At 58.9% G+C, this 17,108-nt stretch carries 14 protein-coding genes and 1 tRNA gene; 3 read left to right on the top strand and 12 right to left on the bottom strand.

From position 1 onward, the window contains the following. Positions 1 to 64: 64 nt before the first annotated feature. The 9 genes from ASTEX_RS20685 to ASTEX_RS05475 form a co-directional block, all read right to left on the bottom strand. Positions 65 to 2,497, bottom strand: coding sequence for a lysozyme (locus ASTEX_RS20685; RefSeq protein ID WP_013478620.1), 2,433 nt, complete (start codon positions 2,495 to 2,497; stop codon positions 65 to 67). A gap of 179 nt (positions 2,498 to 2,676) precedes the next feature. After that, positions 2,677 to 4,188: a magnesium transporter gene (gene mgtE / locus ASTEX_RS05500; protein WP_013478619.1), complete on the bottom strand. Its 1,512-nt coding sequence runs from the start codon at positions 4,186 to 4,188 to the stop codon at positions 2,677 to 2,679. Positions 4,189 to 4,347: 159 nt separating this feature from the next. Continuing rightward, a tRNA-Leu gene (locus ASTEX_RS05495) sits at positions 4,348 to 4,432 on the bottom strand. 117 nt (positions 4,433 to 4,549) lie between these two features. Continuing rightward, on the bottom strand, positions 4,550 to 4,723 hold the full coding sequence (locus ASTEX_RS20485; RefSeq protein WP_013478618.1) for a hypothetical protein: 174 nt from the start codon (positions 4,721 to 4,723) through the stop codon (positions 4,550 to 4,552). Next, the gene (locus tag ASTEX_RS05490) at positions 4,720 to 5,136 is read right to left on the bottom strand and encodes a hypothetical protein (protein WP_013478617.1); all 417 of its coding nucleotides are present in this window, start codon (positions 5,134 to 5,136) and stop codon (positions 4,720 to 4,722) included. Before ASTEX_RS05490 ends, ASTEX_RS20485 begins: the two co-directional genes overlap by 4 nt. Positions 5,137 to 5,311: 175 nt before the next feature. Beyond that, entirely contained in the window at positions 5,312 to 6,016 is a 705-nt protein-coding gene (locus tag ASTEX_RS05485) for a response regulator (RefSeq protein ID WP_013478616.1), read from the bottom strand. Next, positions 6,013 to 7,533: a sensor histidine kinase gene (locus ASTEX_RS05480; protein ID WP_013478615.1), complete on the bottom strand. Its 1,521-nt coding sequence runs from the start codon at positions 7,531 to 7,533 to the stop codon at positions 6,013 to 6,015. The genes ASTEX_RS05485 and ASTEX_RS05480 overlap by 4 nt, the downstream gene beginning before the upstream one ends. A 225-nt stretch (positions 7,534 to 7,758) precedes the next feature. Beyond that, positions 7,759 to 7,932, bottom strand: coding sequence for a hypothetical protein (locus ASTEX_RS20480; protein WP_013478614.1), 174 nt, complete (start codon positions 7,930 to 7,932; stop codon positions 7,759 to 7,761). 15 nt (positions 7,933 to 7,947) lie between these two features. Then, a complete protein-coding gene (locus ASTEX_RS05475; RefSeq protein ID WP_013478613.1) occupies positions 7,948 to 8,703 on the bottom strand; it encodes a Bax inhibitor-1/YccA family protein in 756 nt (251 codons plus the stop codon). Between the two features lie 239 nt (positions 8,704 to 8,942). Between ASTEX_RS05475 and ASTEX_RS19810 the strand changes: the two genes are divergently transcribed. Genes ASTEX_RS19810 through ASTEX_RS05460 form a run of 3 tightly spaced genes read left to right on the top strand, consistent with a single transcriptional unit; the run spans position 8,943 to position 10,962 of the window. Next, positions 8,943 to 9,170 (top strand): TFIIB-type zinc ribbon-containing protein, encoded by a 228-nt coding sequence (locus ASTEX_RS19810; protein ID WP_013478612.1) that lies wholly within the window; start codon positions 8,943 to 8,945, stop codon positions 9,168 to 9,170. After that, positions 9,170 to 10,150, top strand: a complete 981-nt coding sequence (locus tag ASTEX_RS05465; RefSeq protein ID WP_041658965.1) for a TerC family protein — start codon at positions 9,170 to 9,172, stop codon at positions 10,148 to 10,150. Before ASTEX_RS19810 ends, ASTEX_RS05465 begins: the two co-directional genes overlap by 1 nt. Further along, on the top strand, positions 10,147 to 10,962 hold the full coding sequence (locus ASTEX_RS05460; RefSeq protein WP_013478610.1) for an ion transporter: 816 nt from the start codon (positions 10,147 to 10,149) through the stop codon (positions 10,960 to 10,962). Before ASTEX_RS05465 ends, ASTEX_RS05460 begins: the two co-directional genes overlap by 4 nt. 494 nt (positions 10,963 to 11,456) lie before the next feature. Here the strand turns inward: ASTEX_RS05460 and ASTEX_RS20640 are convergent, their stop codons facing one another. The 3 genes from ASTEX_RS20640 to ASTEX_RS05440 form a co-directional block, all read right to left on the bottom strand. After that, positions 11,457 to 11,657 carry a hypothetical protein gene (locus tag ASTEX_RS20640; protein WP_174266570.1) on the bottom strand — a complete coding sequence of 67 codons (201 nt, stop codon included), beginning with the start codon at positions 11,655 to 11,657 and terminating at the stop codon, positions 11,457 to 11,459. 165 nt (positions 11,658 to 11,822) lie between these two features. Continuing rightward, complete coding sequence (locus ASTEX_RS05445) at positions 11,823 to 13,436, bottom strand: family 43 glycosylhydrolase (protein ID WP_013478609.1); 1,614 nt, start codon at positions 13,434 to 13,436, stop codon at positions 11,823 to 11,825. Positions 13,437 to 13,652: 216 nt separating this feature from the next. Continuing rightward, on the bottom strand, positions 13,653 to 17,018 hold the full coding sequence (locus ASTEX_RS05440) for a TonB-dependent receptor domain-containing protein (protein WP_013478608.1): 3,366 nt from the start codon (positions 17,016 to 17,018) through the stop codon (positions 13,653 to 13,655). Between the last annotated feature and the right edge of the window lie 90 nt (positions 17,019 to 17,108).

Here is a 17,108-nt window from a genome sequence, read left to right as displayed (position 1 = left end):
GAGCCTTTGCGTCTGTCGGTGTGACGACCGTCAGCCACGTCCGTCTCTATTCGTGGTTAAAACGTCAGTCCTTCAAACCACCTAGGCGGCGAAAGATGAGCCAGACCGAGACGCAGACGCACACGATACCCACAACCGCCAGTGTAATCGACATGGTGGTAAACACATCCGCATTGCCAGGTTCGGTCATTTCGAGATTGATGGCCTTCTGATAGGCGCCAGCCGCGCCGCCCAGCGCTGCCAAACCGATCACCGAGATAAAGATCCATTGCAGGGTCGAGGCGATCATCTGCCACAGGCTGCGCTCATTGGCCTCGGCCTCTTCGGTCGAAACGGCGATGCGGCCATCTTCAGCCAGCCATTCGTCGTCTTCCACCACCTCTTCCGCATGAACATAGGTCTGCGGGGTCGCGTGGCTATTGAAGCTCAAAGCGTCGCTTTGCACGGCCGCCGCAGCCGTGGCCACACCCGATGCCGGGTGCTGCAACTGCTCGCGCCAATGCAGCGGCGTTTCTTTGGGAGTTTCTTTTGGGGTCTCTCTGGCCGGCTCAGGCACAAGCTGAGGCTGCGGGGCTAGCGACGCCGAGCCCGGAACCGAAGCAGAGGCGGCGGCAGCATCGGTTTGCACACTGACCGGAGACGCCACAACCGTGGGCGGCGCGATCAGCGAAGGATTGGGACGCACCCCCGGTTCGATCTTACTGTGGAGCCGCATGACCAGCGGCGCATCCTCTACCTCGTCGTCCGCTTCCTGACCCGTAACAGGGACGGGCTCCGGGTCGCGCCGCGACGATATATCAAACGGGGCTGGGGCAGACGCCGGTGCGGCAACCGCAGGCGGCGGATTTTGCGGTGGGGCCTGAACCGGTGCCGGAGCGGGTGTCGCAGGTGTCGCTTTTGGCTTGGCCAGAGGTCCGGCCATGGTCGCATAGGGCGAATAGAGGCGCATCAGGGCTGCCGCAGCTTCGGCCTTGCGCACGGCCTCGGCATCGGGATCGACGGCAGGCTTGGGAGTTTGATCCGCGTTTTTCTGCGCCTCAGCCGCACGCTCACGTTCGGCGCGGGCAGCCGCCTCCGCCTGCTCGCGCTCAAGGCGTTCTCGATCCAGGCGTTCTTGTTCAAGTTTGGCTTGCGCTTCACGCTCGGCGCGTTCACGCTCCAGACGTTCGCGCTCTAGACGTTCGCGCTCTAGACGTTCTTGTTCCAGACGGGCCTGGTCAAGCCTGGCCTGTTCGAGACGCAACTGTTCCAGACGCTCGCGCTCCAGACGCGCCGCCTCCTCTCGCAGGCGCGCCTCTTCTTCAAGCCGCTGGCGTTCCAGACGTTGCTGCTCAAGACGTGCGTCCTCCAAACGGCGCAGCTCGCTTAGACGCGTCTCTTCGGCGACTCGGGCCGCCGCCAGAGCCTGAGCCTGACGCATGGCTTCCTGACGCAAGGTGTCTTCGCGGAAACGCGCCTCTTCACGTAGGCGGATTTCCTCGCGCAGCTTGGCCTCTTCGCGAAGTCGCGCTTCTTCTCGCTGACGCAATTCTTCACGCAGACGAGCTTCTTCCCGCAGCCGCGCCTCTTCGCGCAAGCGCGCTTCCTCACGGACGCGGTTTTCTTCGGCTAGACGAATGGCCTCCAGACGGCGTGCTTCTTCGCGCAGGCGTTCGTCTTCGCGGGAACGCGCTTCATCGGCCAAACGGCGAGCCTCGGCCTGACGAGCCGCTTCGGCACGTTCGGCCTCGCGCTGACGAGCCTCCTCGGCCGCAGCCCGCTCAGCCTCACGGCGCTGCGTCTCCTCCAAGCGTACCTGCTCAAGACGGCGGAATTCGGCCTGAATCCTTGCCTCCTGCTCGGCCTTGAGCAATGCGGCTTGAACGTCCATAGATGGCGAAGTCGGGGTTGGAGTAGCCGGCGTCTCAGCGATATCAGCGACGCGTGTGATGACGGGCTTTGGGGCCGGGGCGGCGGGCGCAGGTTGCGGTGCCGCCGGCGCTCCGGCCGGGCGGATGACCATGCCGGGCGTCATCAATTGCGGATCGAGCTCCATCCCCTCCATATCGGGTGTCAGGAAAAGGCTCTTTTCAGAGGCGCGGCGGCGGATCAGAGGGGCAAGCACATAGGTTTGGCCGTTGAACTCGGCGCTCGTCCAGTTGTCCATAGCCTGGGCGGCTTCGGTTACGCGGCCTTCATTGACGCGTCGCAGCACATCCGATTGACCAAACGCCTCGATACCAATGTTGAAGCAGAACGATACCAGCGCGTCGAACTGATTCTGCGTTAGCGGCGTGTGGACGAGGTTATTGACCGCCTCAACGATTGGCAAAAGGTCAAAACGCAGCAAGGCATCTGCGTCTTCAGCCGTAACCCGCGCGCCTTCGCGAGCAGAAAAGGTATGGCCATAGCCGATCATCCAGCGCCCGTCGGGCAACTGCGAAGCCTGCTGGCGCAGACCTTCGAAACTCTTGATCAGCTCGACTCCGGCGCGGGAGATTTTATGGCGCGCTCTCATCACTTTTCCTGAACCAAAACGGTACACTTACGCAGGTTGGTAAAGGGCCCAGCAAGCATCGCGCCGCTGCGGACACCCCCCGAACCATTTTTTCAACTCATTCGGACGCTTGAGCCCCCGATAGGATTAAGAAAAAAGGTTAATTCCGCCTGATTAGCTATCCATAGGCTCTTACGTTTTTACAACAGAATTATCGCCGCCAGCCCTAGGAAACTAAAAAATCCTATGCAGTCGGTGACCATGGTCACAAAAATGGGCGACGCCACCGCCGGATCACGGTCCAGCCTCGACAAGGTGAGCGGCACCAGCGTCCCGGCCAGCGCCGCTGCGGTAAGGTTGATTAGCACCGCCAGAGCGATGGTTACCCCCAACATGGGGTTCTGCCACACGGTTCCCGCGACACAGCCCAGGATGCCAGCGATGACCGCGCCATTGAACCAGCCCACCCGCACCTCACGCCAGACGGTGCGCAAGGCATTGGCCGTAGTCAGCTCGCGCGCCGACAGTGCACGCACGGAGACCGTTAAGGCCTGCGTGCCGGAATTGCCGCCGATCGAGGCCACCATGGGCATCAGAACGGCCAGCGCCACCAGCTTTTCGATTTCGCTCTGAAACATGCCGATCAAAGACGAGGCGACAAAGGCGGTCAAAAGGTTGACGCACAACCAAGGCAGGCGCGAGCGCACGACTTCGAACACCGTGGAGTCACGCCCCTCCTCATCCGACACACCAGCCAAGGCCAAAATGTCTTCGCGGTTTTCTTCCTGAATGATGTTCACGATGTCATCGACGGTGATCTGACCGACCAGCCGCCCACCCTGATCAACGACCGGGGCCGAAATCAGATGATATTTTTCAAAGATATATGCCACTTCCTCCTGATCCAAATGGACCTCGATCTCGGTGATCGGTTCCATAATGGCCGATAGGCGGACTTCGCGTGGTGTCCGCATCAGCAGCGACACGGGCAGCGCGCCGATCGGCTTATGCGTGGGTGAAATCACGTAAACGTCGAAGAAGAGTTCCGGCAGGTCGGCGCCGTGCGCCCGCATATGATCAATGGCATCGCCGACATTCCAGAAGTCGGGCGCAGCCACCACCTCGCGCTGCATCAGGCGGCCGGCGGTCTCTTCCTCGAAAGCCAGAGAGGTGACCATGGCCTCACGGTCCTCGGGGTCCATGGCCGCCAGAACCGCCTGCTGCTGCTCGGCCTCCATGTCCTCGAACACAGCCGCAGCATCGTCGGAATCGAGTTCTTGAAGTACTTCGGCCAGATCGACTGGGCGCAGGTTCTCGACGATCTCCTCACGGATACCATCATCCAGTTCCGGCAGCACGTCCGGCAGGGCGTCAGCCGGAATCCACGGAATGACCTGCTCACGATAATCTTCAGACAGGAAGCCCAACAGATCGGCAACATCAGCCGGGCGCAGAGCGTCTAGAAGATCACGCAGACGTAAGCCATCATTACGATCGGCAGCGTCGATAACGAGCTGAATATATTCAGGATTAAGGGCATAATCGTCCTGAAGTGCGAAATCTTCGATCTGTTCCGGAGTGATCAGTTCGAGACGTTCATCCGCCTCCGCAGATTCGCGCGCCACGGCGTCAGCCAGCGCCTTCAGTGACCCGCGCAACTCATCGGGCGGCGTCGCCAGGGTATCAAGTTCAGGTTCGGGCTTTTGTGACAACTCTCCCCCTCCCTGTTCATCGCGATATCCCCTTGGACATACACCTTTTTACGGAGGCAGAGACTGAGCCGAATCCCTAGGGATTGCAACCGGTTTCGCCCGCAAACAGACACAAAAAAAGGTCTTGAGGTGGTGCCTCAAAACCTTTTTTGATCCGGATGGTGCGGTCGAGAAGACTCGAACTTCCACGCCTTGCGGCACAGCGACCTCAACGCTGCGCGTCTACCAATTCCGCCACGACCGCACACATCAGGAGGGGCGCCACTTAGCAAGCCTTGGCGGCTTTGTGAAGCGGCAAATACGCATTATCCCCGGATTTTGAAAAAAAGCGTGCATAGTGACCCACACGGCTGCATATCGCTTATCGCTTCGCCGCCATCGCGTGGACCATCTGCCCTTCCAGCCAGCGATCAATGCGGGCGTAGATCTGCGCAACTGACGCATTTCCGGCCTTTTGATTGACGTCCCGCAAGCGGCGCGCGCGCAGCCGAAGCCGGTGCAGGAGGATCACAGACTGAGATTGCCGAAGATTCATGCGCTTCCGTGTGCCAGTCGCAGCGAATAGGCGATGGTCAGCAGAACGACCAGCAACCCGACCAGCGCCAGATCCGTCCGCAGCGTCTCCACCGAAAACAGCGAAACGCGGTCCTCACTCTCATCGTTCAGACTACAGGCCGCCACGACCACAATATAACCGACCAGCCCCACGACCGCCGGCAACAGGGCCCAGCCCGTGATGATAGCCGCCACGGCCAAACCTTCGGTCAGAAAGGCCATGCCCAGTCCCAGACGCTCATAGCGGGCGAAAAAGTCGTCCGTACCCCTCGTCGCCTTGCGTAGGCGCATCACCTTCTCAACGGTCCCCAGAGCGAAGACGATCACTGCTGCACCACACACCGTCAGATAAGGCAGCTCATGATGAAAAGGTGAAGATACAGTGGTAATCATGGCTATTGGGTCAGGTTGATCTCCTCGGCTTACAGGGCAAGCCTTAAAAAATTAAACGGAATTACCAGACAACTCGTAAATTTATAGGGCACGTGACCGTTTGGATACGGCCCCCAGCCTGTTGACACCACCGCTGCCTGTGCTGGCGCCACGAGACCTGGGCCCGCTTAAAGGTTCAGTGCGATCTGGCAGGCGTTTCCAGCCGGTAGCCAATGCCAGGCTCATTGACGATAAAATGATCGCGCGCCGGGTCGATTTCAAGCTTCTGGCGGAGCTGGGCGATATAGATGCGCAGATACTGGTTGTCGTCGGCCTGAGCCTCGCCCCATACTTTCTGCATCAGGTATTTGTGAGTGAGCAGTTTTCCGGCGTGTGTGGCCAGAACCTTCAGAAGGGCGAACTCCTTGGGCGACAGCTTGATGGGGGTGTCGCGGACGGACACCTTATGCGCCGCCAAATCGATACAGAGATCGCCGACCTCGACCCGCGTATCTTCGACGGAAGCAACGATGGAGTCGCGTAAGGAGGCCCGCAGGCGCGCCATCAGCTCCGCCGTGCCAAAGGGCTTGGTGACGAAGTCATTCGCCCCCAGATCAAACGCCTTCACCTTTTCCTCTTCCTGATCGCGCACCGACACGACCAGAATCGGCATTTTGGACCAGCTGCGGATGGAGCCGATCACCTCCGTGCCATCGATATCGGGCAAACCAAGGTCCAACAGCACCGCGTCTGGCTTGACCGAGGTCGCCAAACGAATGCCTTCGCGTCCTGTCTCGGCCGGAATGACCGTATAGTCGTGAGAGGTCAGGGTGATGGTCAAAAATTTGCGGATCTGAGGGTCGTCTTCGATGACCAGCACCTTGGGCTGCAAACCGCTCATTCCGTCTCCTCCTCAAAGGTCGCCAGACGCAGCGTTGCCGCTTCCGGCAGCCAGACGCGCATACAGGCCCCTGTGCCATCGGGTGGGTCTATGGCCTCGATACGCCCGCCATAGGAGGCCACGATCTCGCGGCAGATGTAAAGCCCCAGCCCCGTGCCGGCTATCTTGCGATCGCCTTCGACCGCCCGGTAAAACTTGGTGAAAACCGGCTCGCGCAGAGGCGGCGGAATGCCCGCTCCCTCATCATCGACATCAATTTCAACACTGTCCGAAGTGACGCGGGCATCAATGGTGATCTCGCCTTCGGCCGGACCGTATTTGAGCGCGTTTTCAATCAGGTTCAGCAAAACAAGGTCAAACAACGAGGCATTGAGGTTGAGAAGCGGAAACCCCGCTTCAACCGTAATGCGGAACTTCTGGCGGCCGATCAGGGGGCGCAGGGTACGTAAAACCCCTGAGATGGCGTCGCGGATATGCAAGGGCTCGCTGCGTGGTCGCACACCTGCCTCAAGCCGACTGATCTCGACCAGATTCACCACATAACGGTTCAGCCTCAAGGCTTCGGCCAAACCATCCGCGACGATGTCCCTCGCCTCGCTATCAACGCGGCCTTCAAGCGCTTCCAATGCGCCAACTATGCCGACCAGCGGCGTCTTGAAGTCATGCGACAGCGACGACAGCATGGCGCTCATGAAGCGCTCGCGATCAGCCTGACGCGCCTGCTGTTCGTGCGCTTCGGCCAAAGCGGCGCGGCTGAGGGCATTGGCGACCTGCGCGGCCAGGGTCGGCAACAGGCTGGGGGGGTAGAGTTCAACCGGAAACGGCACGCGGTCTTGCGGCGTAAAGACTAGCACCCCCAGCGTCTTTTCTCCGTCGATCAGGGGCAGGATCAGGCGCGGATCGTGCGGCGCCAGCTCCTGACCGGCCCCGGCTGACGCGCCTTCCTGCGCCGCTTCGGACAATAAAGGATCATCGACGGGCACATCCTTATACCAAATCTGACAGGGCACCGTCGTCAGTGCGCTCAGACAGGCTTCGCTAGCCGCCTGCACCTGTGCCACTGTAGTTTTACCGACAAGATCCTGATTAAGTTGATAAAGCCCCCTCAAGACGTTTTCACGCGCCTGACTTTCGCCCGTGATCCGGCGCAGGCGCGTCGTTAGGGCGCTGACCACCAGGGTGACGATGAGCAGCACGACAATCTTAGCTAACGCCTGAGGGTTGGTCAGGTCGAAGGTCCAAAAGGGCGGCAACAGGACCAGATTGTAGGTGATTACGCTCAAGGCCACGGTCACCAGCGCCAGCCGCAGATCAAGAAAGATCGCCGCCGCCAAAACAGGCAGGACAAATAGGATGCTCAAGGCTTCGGGCGAGGGAAAGCCGGACTGCATCAGAACATAACTGACGCAGGCGGCCGCAAACACCATGACAAGGCTCAGCACTGCTTCTTGCCACAGTGCACGCTGGCCGCGCGGCACCGGCAAGGGAGGATGATCCAGAAAGGGAGGCAGTCGCATGAGGCCGAGCCTAAATCCGTTTGGGGCGAAAGGACAGCGGAACTGTCGGTCGAAACCGTGAGAGGCGCTTCATCAAAAAATGGAAGCCGCCGGTGCACCAGCCCGGCGGCTTCCCGCAGCGGTCTCTCCTACCGCTGGACGGCCCGTGATCCGACTTCATTCAGCCGGTCCGGGCGAAAACGGTTCCCTGCGCTGGGGGGGGCGATGGCGCGGGAACCGATCCCTTTAACGCAACAATCTGTTGTTCATGCGCTCGGTGCGCTTGCGGGCCTCGCGGCGAGAGGAGCGGAAACTCAGAGTGTCGATCAGGATGTCTTCTTCGCGTTCGGCGGCCCGGCGGGAGCGGCGCTCGCGGTAAGGATTGCCAGTTTCGTCGAAGTAAAAATCATCGTAGTCCATGGTCGTCTCTCCCGGTTATCGCCGCTCACCGGATAGGTGCAGCAGGCTGGTGAAGATGTTGATGACGTTGATGTAAAGCGACAGGGCCCCCAGGATCATGATCTTGCCGCGGGTCTCCCCCTGATCGGACAAGTCATAGTAAAGACCCTTCAGGCGTTGCGTGTCGAAAGCTGTCAGCGCGGTGAAGATCAGCACTCCGAGAGCCGACAAGGCCAGTTGCAGCCACGAACTCTGGAGCAAGAGGTTGACCAGACTGGCAACGATAAGGCCGATGACGGCCATCATGAGAAACCCGCCGAAACGCGTTAGGTCCTGCTTGGTTGTGTAGCCCCAAAAACTGGTCAGGCCGAAGGTGATCGCTGTGATCAGAAAGGCCTGCGCAATAGAAGCACCGGTGTAGGCCAGCACGATTGAAGTCAGCGACAGGCCCATAATGGCAGCGAAGATCCAGAAGCTGAATTGCGCCGTGGCGAGGCTCATGCGCATCACCCCGAAGCCTAACACCATGGCCATCGCCAGAGGTGCAAAGGCCAGACCCCATCCGAGGCCCGTCAGACCGCTAATGCGGTCGCCTGACATGACGTAAACCGCACTAATGAAGCCGGGGGACTGCGCCGCCAGAAAGGCGACACCGCCTGAGATTAGCAAGGCCAGACCCATACGGTTATATATACCCATCATGTAGCGGCGCAGATCGGCGTCTAGGGCTAGGGTTCTGGTGGTACCTCCGCTGCCATTGAACAGGTCGCGGGAGTGGCCGCGGGGTTGCATTGTCATCTCCTTTGAGGGGTTCGCTCTCGTTTCGAGCCCCTTAACCCTAGCGTGCGGATGCGCCAAAGCGCTGTATCGAACGGTGCCCGAGATCGCTGTTTTCGCGCCGCCGGGCCGTAAACGCGCTGTAAAAATGACGCGACGGAAAAACAGCGCCATCCGCCCGACTTCCCAACGGAAACGCAGCAGGGGGTCGCGCTAGAACGGGCAGGTTAACATTCATTTCAAACAGGCGACCCATGCCCCTGCGCTGCTGTCCCGATTGCCAGATACCGCTCAAGGAAAAGACTCACGGACCCGTTCGGATCGACAAATGCCCGCAATGTCGCGGCGTCTGGCTCGATAAGGGCGAAATGAACCAGATCGTCGCGCTCAACCTCGATGGACTTATGCCCCTCTATGCCCGTCAGCGTCCTGCGCGTCCGCACAACCTTCCTTTTTCTGACGAACAGGATCGATCCGTATGATGGAGTTTCTTGTCACGCCGGTCATGGACAAGCCCTTGTGGATGTGGGCCAGTTTCGTCGGCATCGTCGTTGCGCTTTTGGCCTTTGATCTTGGTATTCTGCATCGCAAGACGCATGAGGTCAGCATCCGCGAAAGCCTGTGGATGTCGGCCTTCTATATCGCCATCGCGCTGGCCTTTGGCGGGTGGGTGTGGTGGTCGCTGGGCGATCAAGCCGGTAAAGAATATCTGACGGGCTTTATCGTCGAAAAGACTCTGGCGCTTGATAATGTCTTCGTTATCTCGCTGATATTCACCTACTTTGCCATCCCGCCACTCTATCAGCACCGCGTGCTGTTTTGGGGGATACTAGGCGTTATCGTCCTGCGCGGTATAATGATCGCGCTGGGGGCCACGCTGGTATCCCAATACAGCTGGGTGCTTTACGTTTTCGCCGTCTTCTTGATTTTCACCGGCATCAAGATGCTGTTTGTCGGCGACAAGCACCCCGACATTGGCAACAATCCGCTGCTGAAGCTGATGCGGCGGATCTTTCCAATCAGCGCCGGCCTTGACGGGCAGAAGTTCCTGACCCGTCAGCCCGATCCGAAAACGGGCAAATGGCGCACCTATGCTACGCCGCTTCTCGTCGCGCTGGCCCTGATAGAATTTGTTGATCTGATCTTTGCCGTCGATAGCGTGCCGGCCATCTTCACCATCACGCTGGACCCATTCATCGTCTTCACCAGCAATATTTTCGCCATTCTGGGTCTGCGCGCCTTGTACTTTGCGCTGGCGGCGATCATCCATCGCTTCCGCTATCTGAAGCCTGCGCTGGCCATCGTGTTGATCTTCATTGGCTCGAAGACCTTCATCGCCGATGCGATGGGTCTGGAGAAGTTTCCCTCCAATATTTCGCTCGGGGTGACTCTGGGCCTGATTGCCGCCGGTGTGCTTATTTCCCTCATAATGACCCGCAAATCGCGAGGCCACAGGTCATGACGCTCAAATACACACGGCGTCAGGTTTTGACGATCATCGAACACCCCGCCTTTACCGCCACGGTCGTCACGTTGGTTATTCTCAACGCGATAGTTCTTGGGCTAGAGACCTATCCCGCCATCGTGGCCTCGACCGGTGCATTTCTGTCTTACATCGATCAGATCCTGTTGTCTGTGTTTGTGGTTGAATTGTGTATGCGTCTGTTTGCGCAGGGCTGGCGGTTCTTTCGCGACCCGTGGAACCTATTTGATGCGAGCATCATCATCGTGTCTCTTGTGCCCGCCGCAGGCGCCTTCAGCGTCCTGCGCGCCCTCAGGGTGCTGCGGGTGTTGCGATTGATTTCTGTTTTCCCCAGCCTGCGACGTGTCATCGGCGGCATAGTGGCGGCCCTGCCCGGAATAGGGTCCATCGGGGCGATACTGGTGATCATCTATTACGTCTCGGCGGTGATGGCCAGCCAGCTGTTCGGGGCCACGCACCCGCAATGGTTCGGCACGCTGGATGCCTCGCTGTTCAGCCTGTTCCAGATCATGACGCTCGAAGGCTGGGCCGACATCGCGCGCAGTCTGGCAGCGACCCACGCCGCCGCCATTCCCTTCATAATCGTCTTCATTCTGGTGGCGACCTTTACCGTGTTGAACCTGTTTATCGGCGTGATGCTGGAGGCCATGCAACGAGTTCAGGCGGAAAAATGCTCGCCGTCGCCCCCTCCCACGGAGGCCAAAGCCATTGGTGAGCTAACGACGGAGGTCGCCGCCCTGAAGGAACAGATAGAAGCGCTCACCTGGATACTTACGCGTCCGGAGCGCTAAAGCGATATGTTGAGACGTGTGAGCGGTATTTGAACATGATATCGAGAGAAAGAGAAAATTAGACCACAGCGTTACCTAATCCAGCGACGCTCCAGAAACACAGCGTTCAGTCGCCATTTTGCCACCTGATCAGCAGTAAGTCGCTCGGCTCAGAAGACCCGCTGACTGACAGCTGCGCCCGGTCCACTGGAATGGTAGCCGGCAAAGTGCGCCGTGGCGTAAGTCTCGGTCTAATCCCGCGTCCATTCACGCCCGCCCAAAATAGTACCTCCCCTTGCCTGCTGTGGGCATGCGGCAATGATCGAACCCATAGGCTGTCGTTTCTCTGTCGACTGTCCGGCTATGAGCCGTGATAAAGACACCGCTCCATTCAATGATATGGAAATGGGAGCGATCAAAGAAGGCCAGCGCATTACCGAAAATGAAATCGATATATGCTTCGATATGGCGATAGTTATAGGACGGGCCGCTCGGTATTGCCGGTTTCTTGGATCCTACATAGAGGCGGGCCTGCGCCCCAGTAGCCGGACCTTGGTTAGCACCGCCCAATCCGCCCTCACCGATAAGGCCACGACTGGAGGGTTTTCGGGCTGAGTGAGGTGGTAATCGTCCTGTATCGCCAGGCCGCTGGCGCGAAAGCCATCGCCGCTGACAGTAAGCGACGCCGACTTGCCCGTGCCACCGGCCATTTTCACGCTATCACCCTATACAATGACCACGTTCTCCGGCTTTTTGCCTACCCCCACCAGATGCACGCCCAACTTCGACAGGCTGAGTTTCTCTCGGTAGACGCCCAACGCAATCTCGATCCGCTCGCCCCGCAAAACATCCAATGACCTAGCATGCAGACTCAAAAGCTTTCACAGCGCCCGGTACCGGAAGTTGCGGAAGCGTGCCTCGCCCTGCCCGGCGGCATAGAAGCCGGGCTTGAGCATCAGGAAACCACCACGCACATTGTGATGATAGCCCGACACCTCCATGCCACGATCAAAGCGTCGCCAGGTCTGGCCATCCGATGAGGTGTCAAAGGTCACAATATGCCGGTCGTTGCACAGACGCATGAACATCCGGCGACCATGGGGATTGACCGGACGCCCGCGCTCGATACCGTACTGATGCGTAACGAAGTTTTTGCCGTCAAAGCCCAGACCACAATAGAGTTTGGTGTCGTAGAACAGCAGCAGGCCAGCGCGCACGCCTTCGTCGATTTCGATCTCCATCTCAATCTCATAGGCCGGATCACCGACAATAGTGATCAGGGGCGAGCTTGAACTGGGGGCCTGACCTGTGGCCGTAAGATGCAGCACACCGTTTTCGCGGCGGATGCGGGCTTTCTCGTCCGGCGACGGGTTAAAAAAGTTCCACTGGATGCCGTACTTGTCGGTTGTAAAGTCGTCCGACAGGGCAAATCCGTGCGGCGGCTGAAAACCATGCGGCTTGCCACCCTTGGGCTTCTTTATAGGCTGCGACAGATCACCACCGCCAAAATCAAACCAGCCATCCTTTGACCACGCCACCGGGGCCAGAAGCGTCTGCCGCCCCAGCGTCCAAAAGCCGTTTTCATAGCCGTGATAGACGCCCCACCAGTCACCGGCAGGCCCCTCCACAAGCGTGGCATGGCCGCGCGACCACCACCTTTCCTCGACCGAGGTCGTGCGCACCAACGGATTGCGCGGGTGATGCTCCCACGGACCGTTGATCGACTTCGAGCGCGCCGCAATGACCATATGCCCGGTCGGCGGGCCCGCCGTACCCCCGACAGCGAGGATCATGTAGTAATACTGGCCATGCCGCGTGATCTTCGGGCCTTCGGGCGAAAACCCTTCGACCACCCAGTCGGACGGATAGCGCCACGGCTCATAGACGTGCTCGACCTCACCCGCCTTCGACAGACCATCGTCTGCCAAGCGCACGCGATCACCGCCAGACAGGAATAGCCAGCGCGACCCGTCTTCGCCCACTGCATGGCCGGGGTCGATATGGTTGGGCAGGTCCAGGTCGATGGGCTCAGACCACGGGCCCTCGATATAGTCGGCCCAGATCACCCACGAGGTGGTCTTTGAGCCCGGTGCCGAGGTCTTTTTGGTCGGGATATAAAGATAGTAGCGGCCGTTGTGCTTACACAACTCCGGGGCCCAGACCGAGCCGACATTCTGGGTCAGAGCCGGGCCGATGGGCCGCCAGTTGACCATATCCCTCGAATGCCAGATCACCAGCCCCGGATAGGCATCGAAGGTCGAAAACGTCATGTAATAGTCGTCGCCGTCCTTCAGGATGGACGGATCGGGGTGGTCCCCGGCCATGATGGGATTGAGGAAGGTGCCATCACCCAAATCCGGCTGACGCTGCCCCTCTATTCCCTTGGGCCATGTCGTACGCCTGGCCTTAGGAGCCGCAACGGCCCCGGCGGGGGCTCCAAACAGAAATGCTCCAAGACCGAGACATTTGAGGGTATTGCGTCGATGGATCGTCATGGGTGTGACTCGCGAGGTAAGGTTTCCATGATCAGGCTTATTGCCAAAACAGAAGGGCAGACGACCATCTCATGGCTTCGCCTGCCCTCGTTTATGCTCCAAAACGCCCGAGTCGAGAGCATCCGACGGCTCAGTTTAGCCGTCTCATGCTTCTAAATTCCTTGTTCGATAGAATTTTTTTATTCGAAGAAGGCATCACACTTTTCCGCAAGCGCTTTAGTACTTGTACCGCACGCCCAGCGTCAATTGACGGCCGGTCGAGCCGTACTGGCTGACCACAGTCTGGCTGGTGGCGCCATAGCCGAAACGGTTGGTCGTTTCATTGGTCATGTTCAGACCTTCAAGCGTGACGGTTAGGCGCTTGGTCGGCTTGTAGCTCATCGAGAAGTCAACGTTTTGAGTCGGCAGAGAGCCCGCGAAATCGTTGATCAGCGGCGAATTACAGGCCGTACCATCGCTGTTCAGACCCGGCGAACATGACCCGGAGGCCAGCGGATAGGTCGTGTAATAGCCTTCGCGCTTGGCCATCGAAACGCGCGCACTGAACATATCCGTTTCATAGTAGAGCGTCAGGTTGATGGCGTCGGGAGACGCCCCCAGCCACGGCCCGTTGCCAAAGGTCGGAGCCACCGTCGAGGTGCCAGGATCCAGGATATAGGTGAGCTTGGAATCGATGTGCGTCATATTGAACTGCACACCAGTGTTTTTGAGAATCCACGGCAAGAAGGTGAAGTCCTGCTGATAGCTGAATTCCCAGCCTTCCAGCGTGCCGCCGGGTGCATCGCGGAACTGCCGCGCCGTCGCTTCGCCATTGCCGTCGATATAGGCCAGTTGGTTAACATTGGTGAACTGTGCGCGCAGCGAGGCCAAATCTTCCGTCGACAGGAAGGTCGACAGGGGGGCGGAGAACAGAACTGTCTGCGGATAGGAGGCGATGTCCTTCTTGAACACCGCCATTGAAAGAAGACCACCCTTGGCGAAGTACCATTCCGCCGACAGGTCGTAGGTCTTGCCGCGGAAGGGTTGCAGCTTCGGGTTTCCGATGGTCAGGGTTGCGCCCGTCGCACCGCCAGTATTGGGAATACTGATGGCGGTAATGGACGGCGACAGGTTGCCCAGAAGTGGGCGCGCCATCACCTTGGCCGCAGCGGCGCGTAGATAGACGTTGGGGATAACCTGCCAGGCCACGTTAAACGATGGCAGGGTGTCCGTGTATTCGTTGCGCCCAGTGATTGGTCGGCCCGCTGATGTAGTACCATAAGAGGTCAGGTCCGTCTTGACCTGACGCACGCCGATATTACCGAAGACGTTGCCGCCCAGCACATCGTAGTCGAAGTTGAGTTGCAGATAGCCGCCTTCGCTGCGCTCTTGCACCTTGAAGTTTTCGCGGCCGCCATTGCGCTTGCCGTGGATGCGCCAATCACCCCACTTGTTGATGCAATTGCAGGTGAAGTCGAACAGCGAATTGAAGCCTTCGATGGATGGGGCGAAGAATGAAGTCGTCGTACCGCCCGGCACTTCCAGCCCCTCCCCAAACTGGATGACCTTCCCAAGGGAGGCCACGGAAACCTTCGCTTCCTTTTCAGTGGGGTTGAGCAGGTCATTTTCACGCTCCAGCAGATTGGTCTGGAAGTCGTACTTGCGTGAGGTGACGCCGAACTTGAGCGACAGATTTTCGTTCAGCTCATAGCCGAAATCCGCCTTGGCTCCAGCGTATTTATTGGTCACAAAACGCTGGAAATGACGGATACCCGAAAAGCCCTTGACCATGCCCCAATTGGTGGGATCAGCCGCGTTGAAACCGAGGTTGAATACCGGCATCTCCCCGCCGCCGCGTTCGTCAAACACGAAACTTTCCGGCGCATCCATGCGGTTGAATTCAACCAGCAGACCCTGATTTTCGTTATAAGACTCCGACGCCCCAAAAGTAAAATCCCCCGTCAGGCGATCGGTGAACCTCTGATTCAGGTTGAACGAGAGCTGCTTGAACTCCGTGGTGTAGAAATTTCGGTCGGCCGCTGAGCGCCAATCGACGTTGCGCAGCACCAGATAGTCGGCGACGCCATTCGACACGTTGGCGGCCAGAACGTCCGTGGACTGACGCCCAATCAGCCGGTCGCGGAAGCCCAGAAGATCGGTAGAGGCAACGTAGCCGGGATTGGCCGCACCATTGACCGTCGGTGAATTATAGTAATCGTAAGGATCGAGGTTGTTCGGATTGAACGAGAAAAAAGTACCTGGGACCAGAGTATTACCATTCTGTGCTTGACCACAGTCGATAGCCGCAAGCAAATCCGTCGCGTCACGTGCTGTACAGGTGCCGGGATAAAGGTTGCGGCGAGTCGTGCGCGCTGTAGCCGTATCGGTCGTGACCGTATTAGCCGAAGTGGCATAACCCGCATTGGTATTGTCACGATTCAGCCCCACCGACGACACCTGATAGATGGTGCTCTCATTGCGGAACTTAGAGTAAAGCCCGTCGATTGAGACGCGTGTATTGGGGTTCGGCTGCATCTGGAACGAGGCAGTGATGCCTAGGCGCTCCTGATGTAGATCCTGCTGCTCGATTGAACCCAAGGCAGGAATACGAACCAGAGACGAATTCAGCGGATTATGAAGCAACGCATAAGCTGCCGGATCCGAACCGGTCACCGCATTGATATAGTTGGTGTTGGTGATGGCCGGCGTCGAGCTCACCGTACCGGTCGTGTTCGTAGCCGTCGGGTTGGAAATGCTGTTGGTGAAGGTCGTCCCTGCAGGAGCCGAGAAACCCGCGCGACGGGGGTTTTCCAAAGTGGCCCATGTGGCGTTTCGATACAGATATTCCGACTGACCGATACCGCGGCGGTACTGATCGTTCTCGGAATCACGCTCGGAATAGGCCACCGAGGCCAGGAAGCCCAGCTTCCCATCGGCCCAGCGCTTCGAGATCAGCCCCGTGACGCGTGGGTTGTGGAAGCCGCCATTGTCGTAGTAGGCGTCCTGAATTGAAAAGGCGAACTGATCCTTCTTGTAATCGAACGGACGGCCTGTGATCAAATCAACCGTCGCACCCAGCGAACCTTCATCGGTTTCCGCCGAAGAACTTTTACGCACACGCAGGCTGTTGAACAGTTCAGAGGCAAAGGTGTTAAAGTCAAACGCCCGCGAGCGGTTGGGGTTGGAACCGGCGTCATTGGCCCCGGCCGTAGATAGCGCTTCGAGGCCATTGATACGCACGCGCGTGAAGTCGGCCCCCAGACCGCGCACCGTGATCGTGCGGCCTTCGCCATTGTCCCGGTCAATCGAAATTCCGGGGATGCGTTGCAGAGACTCCGCCAAGTTGGCATCGGGGAAGTCGGCAATGTCCTCGGCATTGATGGCATCCATCATCACGTCGGCCTTGCGCTTGGTCGTCAGCGCGCTTTGCAGGCTGGCGCGATACCCCGTGACGATGACCGTGGTCGGCTCCTCGGCGGCTGGGTTAGCCTCCTGCGCCTGAGCCCCCGCGCTCAGCAGCAGCGCTGTGGCCAAAGCCGAAACAGAGGCGGTCATGCGAATGGTCGAAGATGCAATGCGCCCCTTGGGTGTCTGATGTGTCATATTTTGAATCCCTGCTTTTCGTGGTCAACTCGGTGACCTTATTTTTGCCGTGCCTTTTGACACCGGTGTCATATGAGCCCGAAGCCGCAC

The sequence above is a fragment of the Asticcacaulis excentricus CB 48 genome (assembly GCF_000175215.2).
GTDB lineage: Bacteria > Pseudomonadota > Alphaproteobacteria > Caulobacterales > Caulobacteraceae > Asticcacaulis > Asticcacaulis excentricus.
Note: the sequence above shows the minus strand (reverse complement) of the source record. Positions and strands in the feature narration are given on the sequence as shown.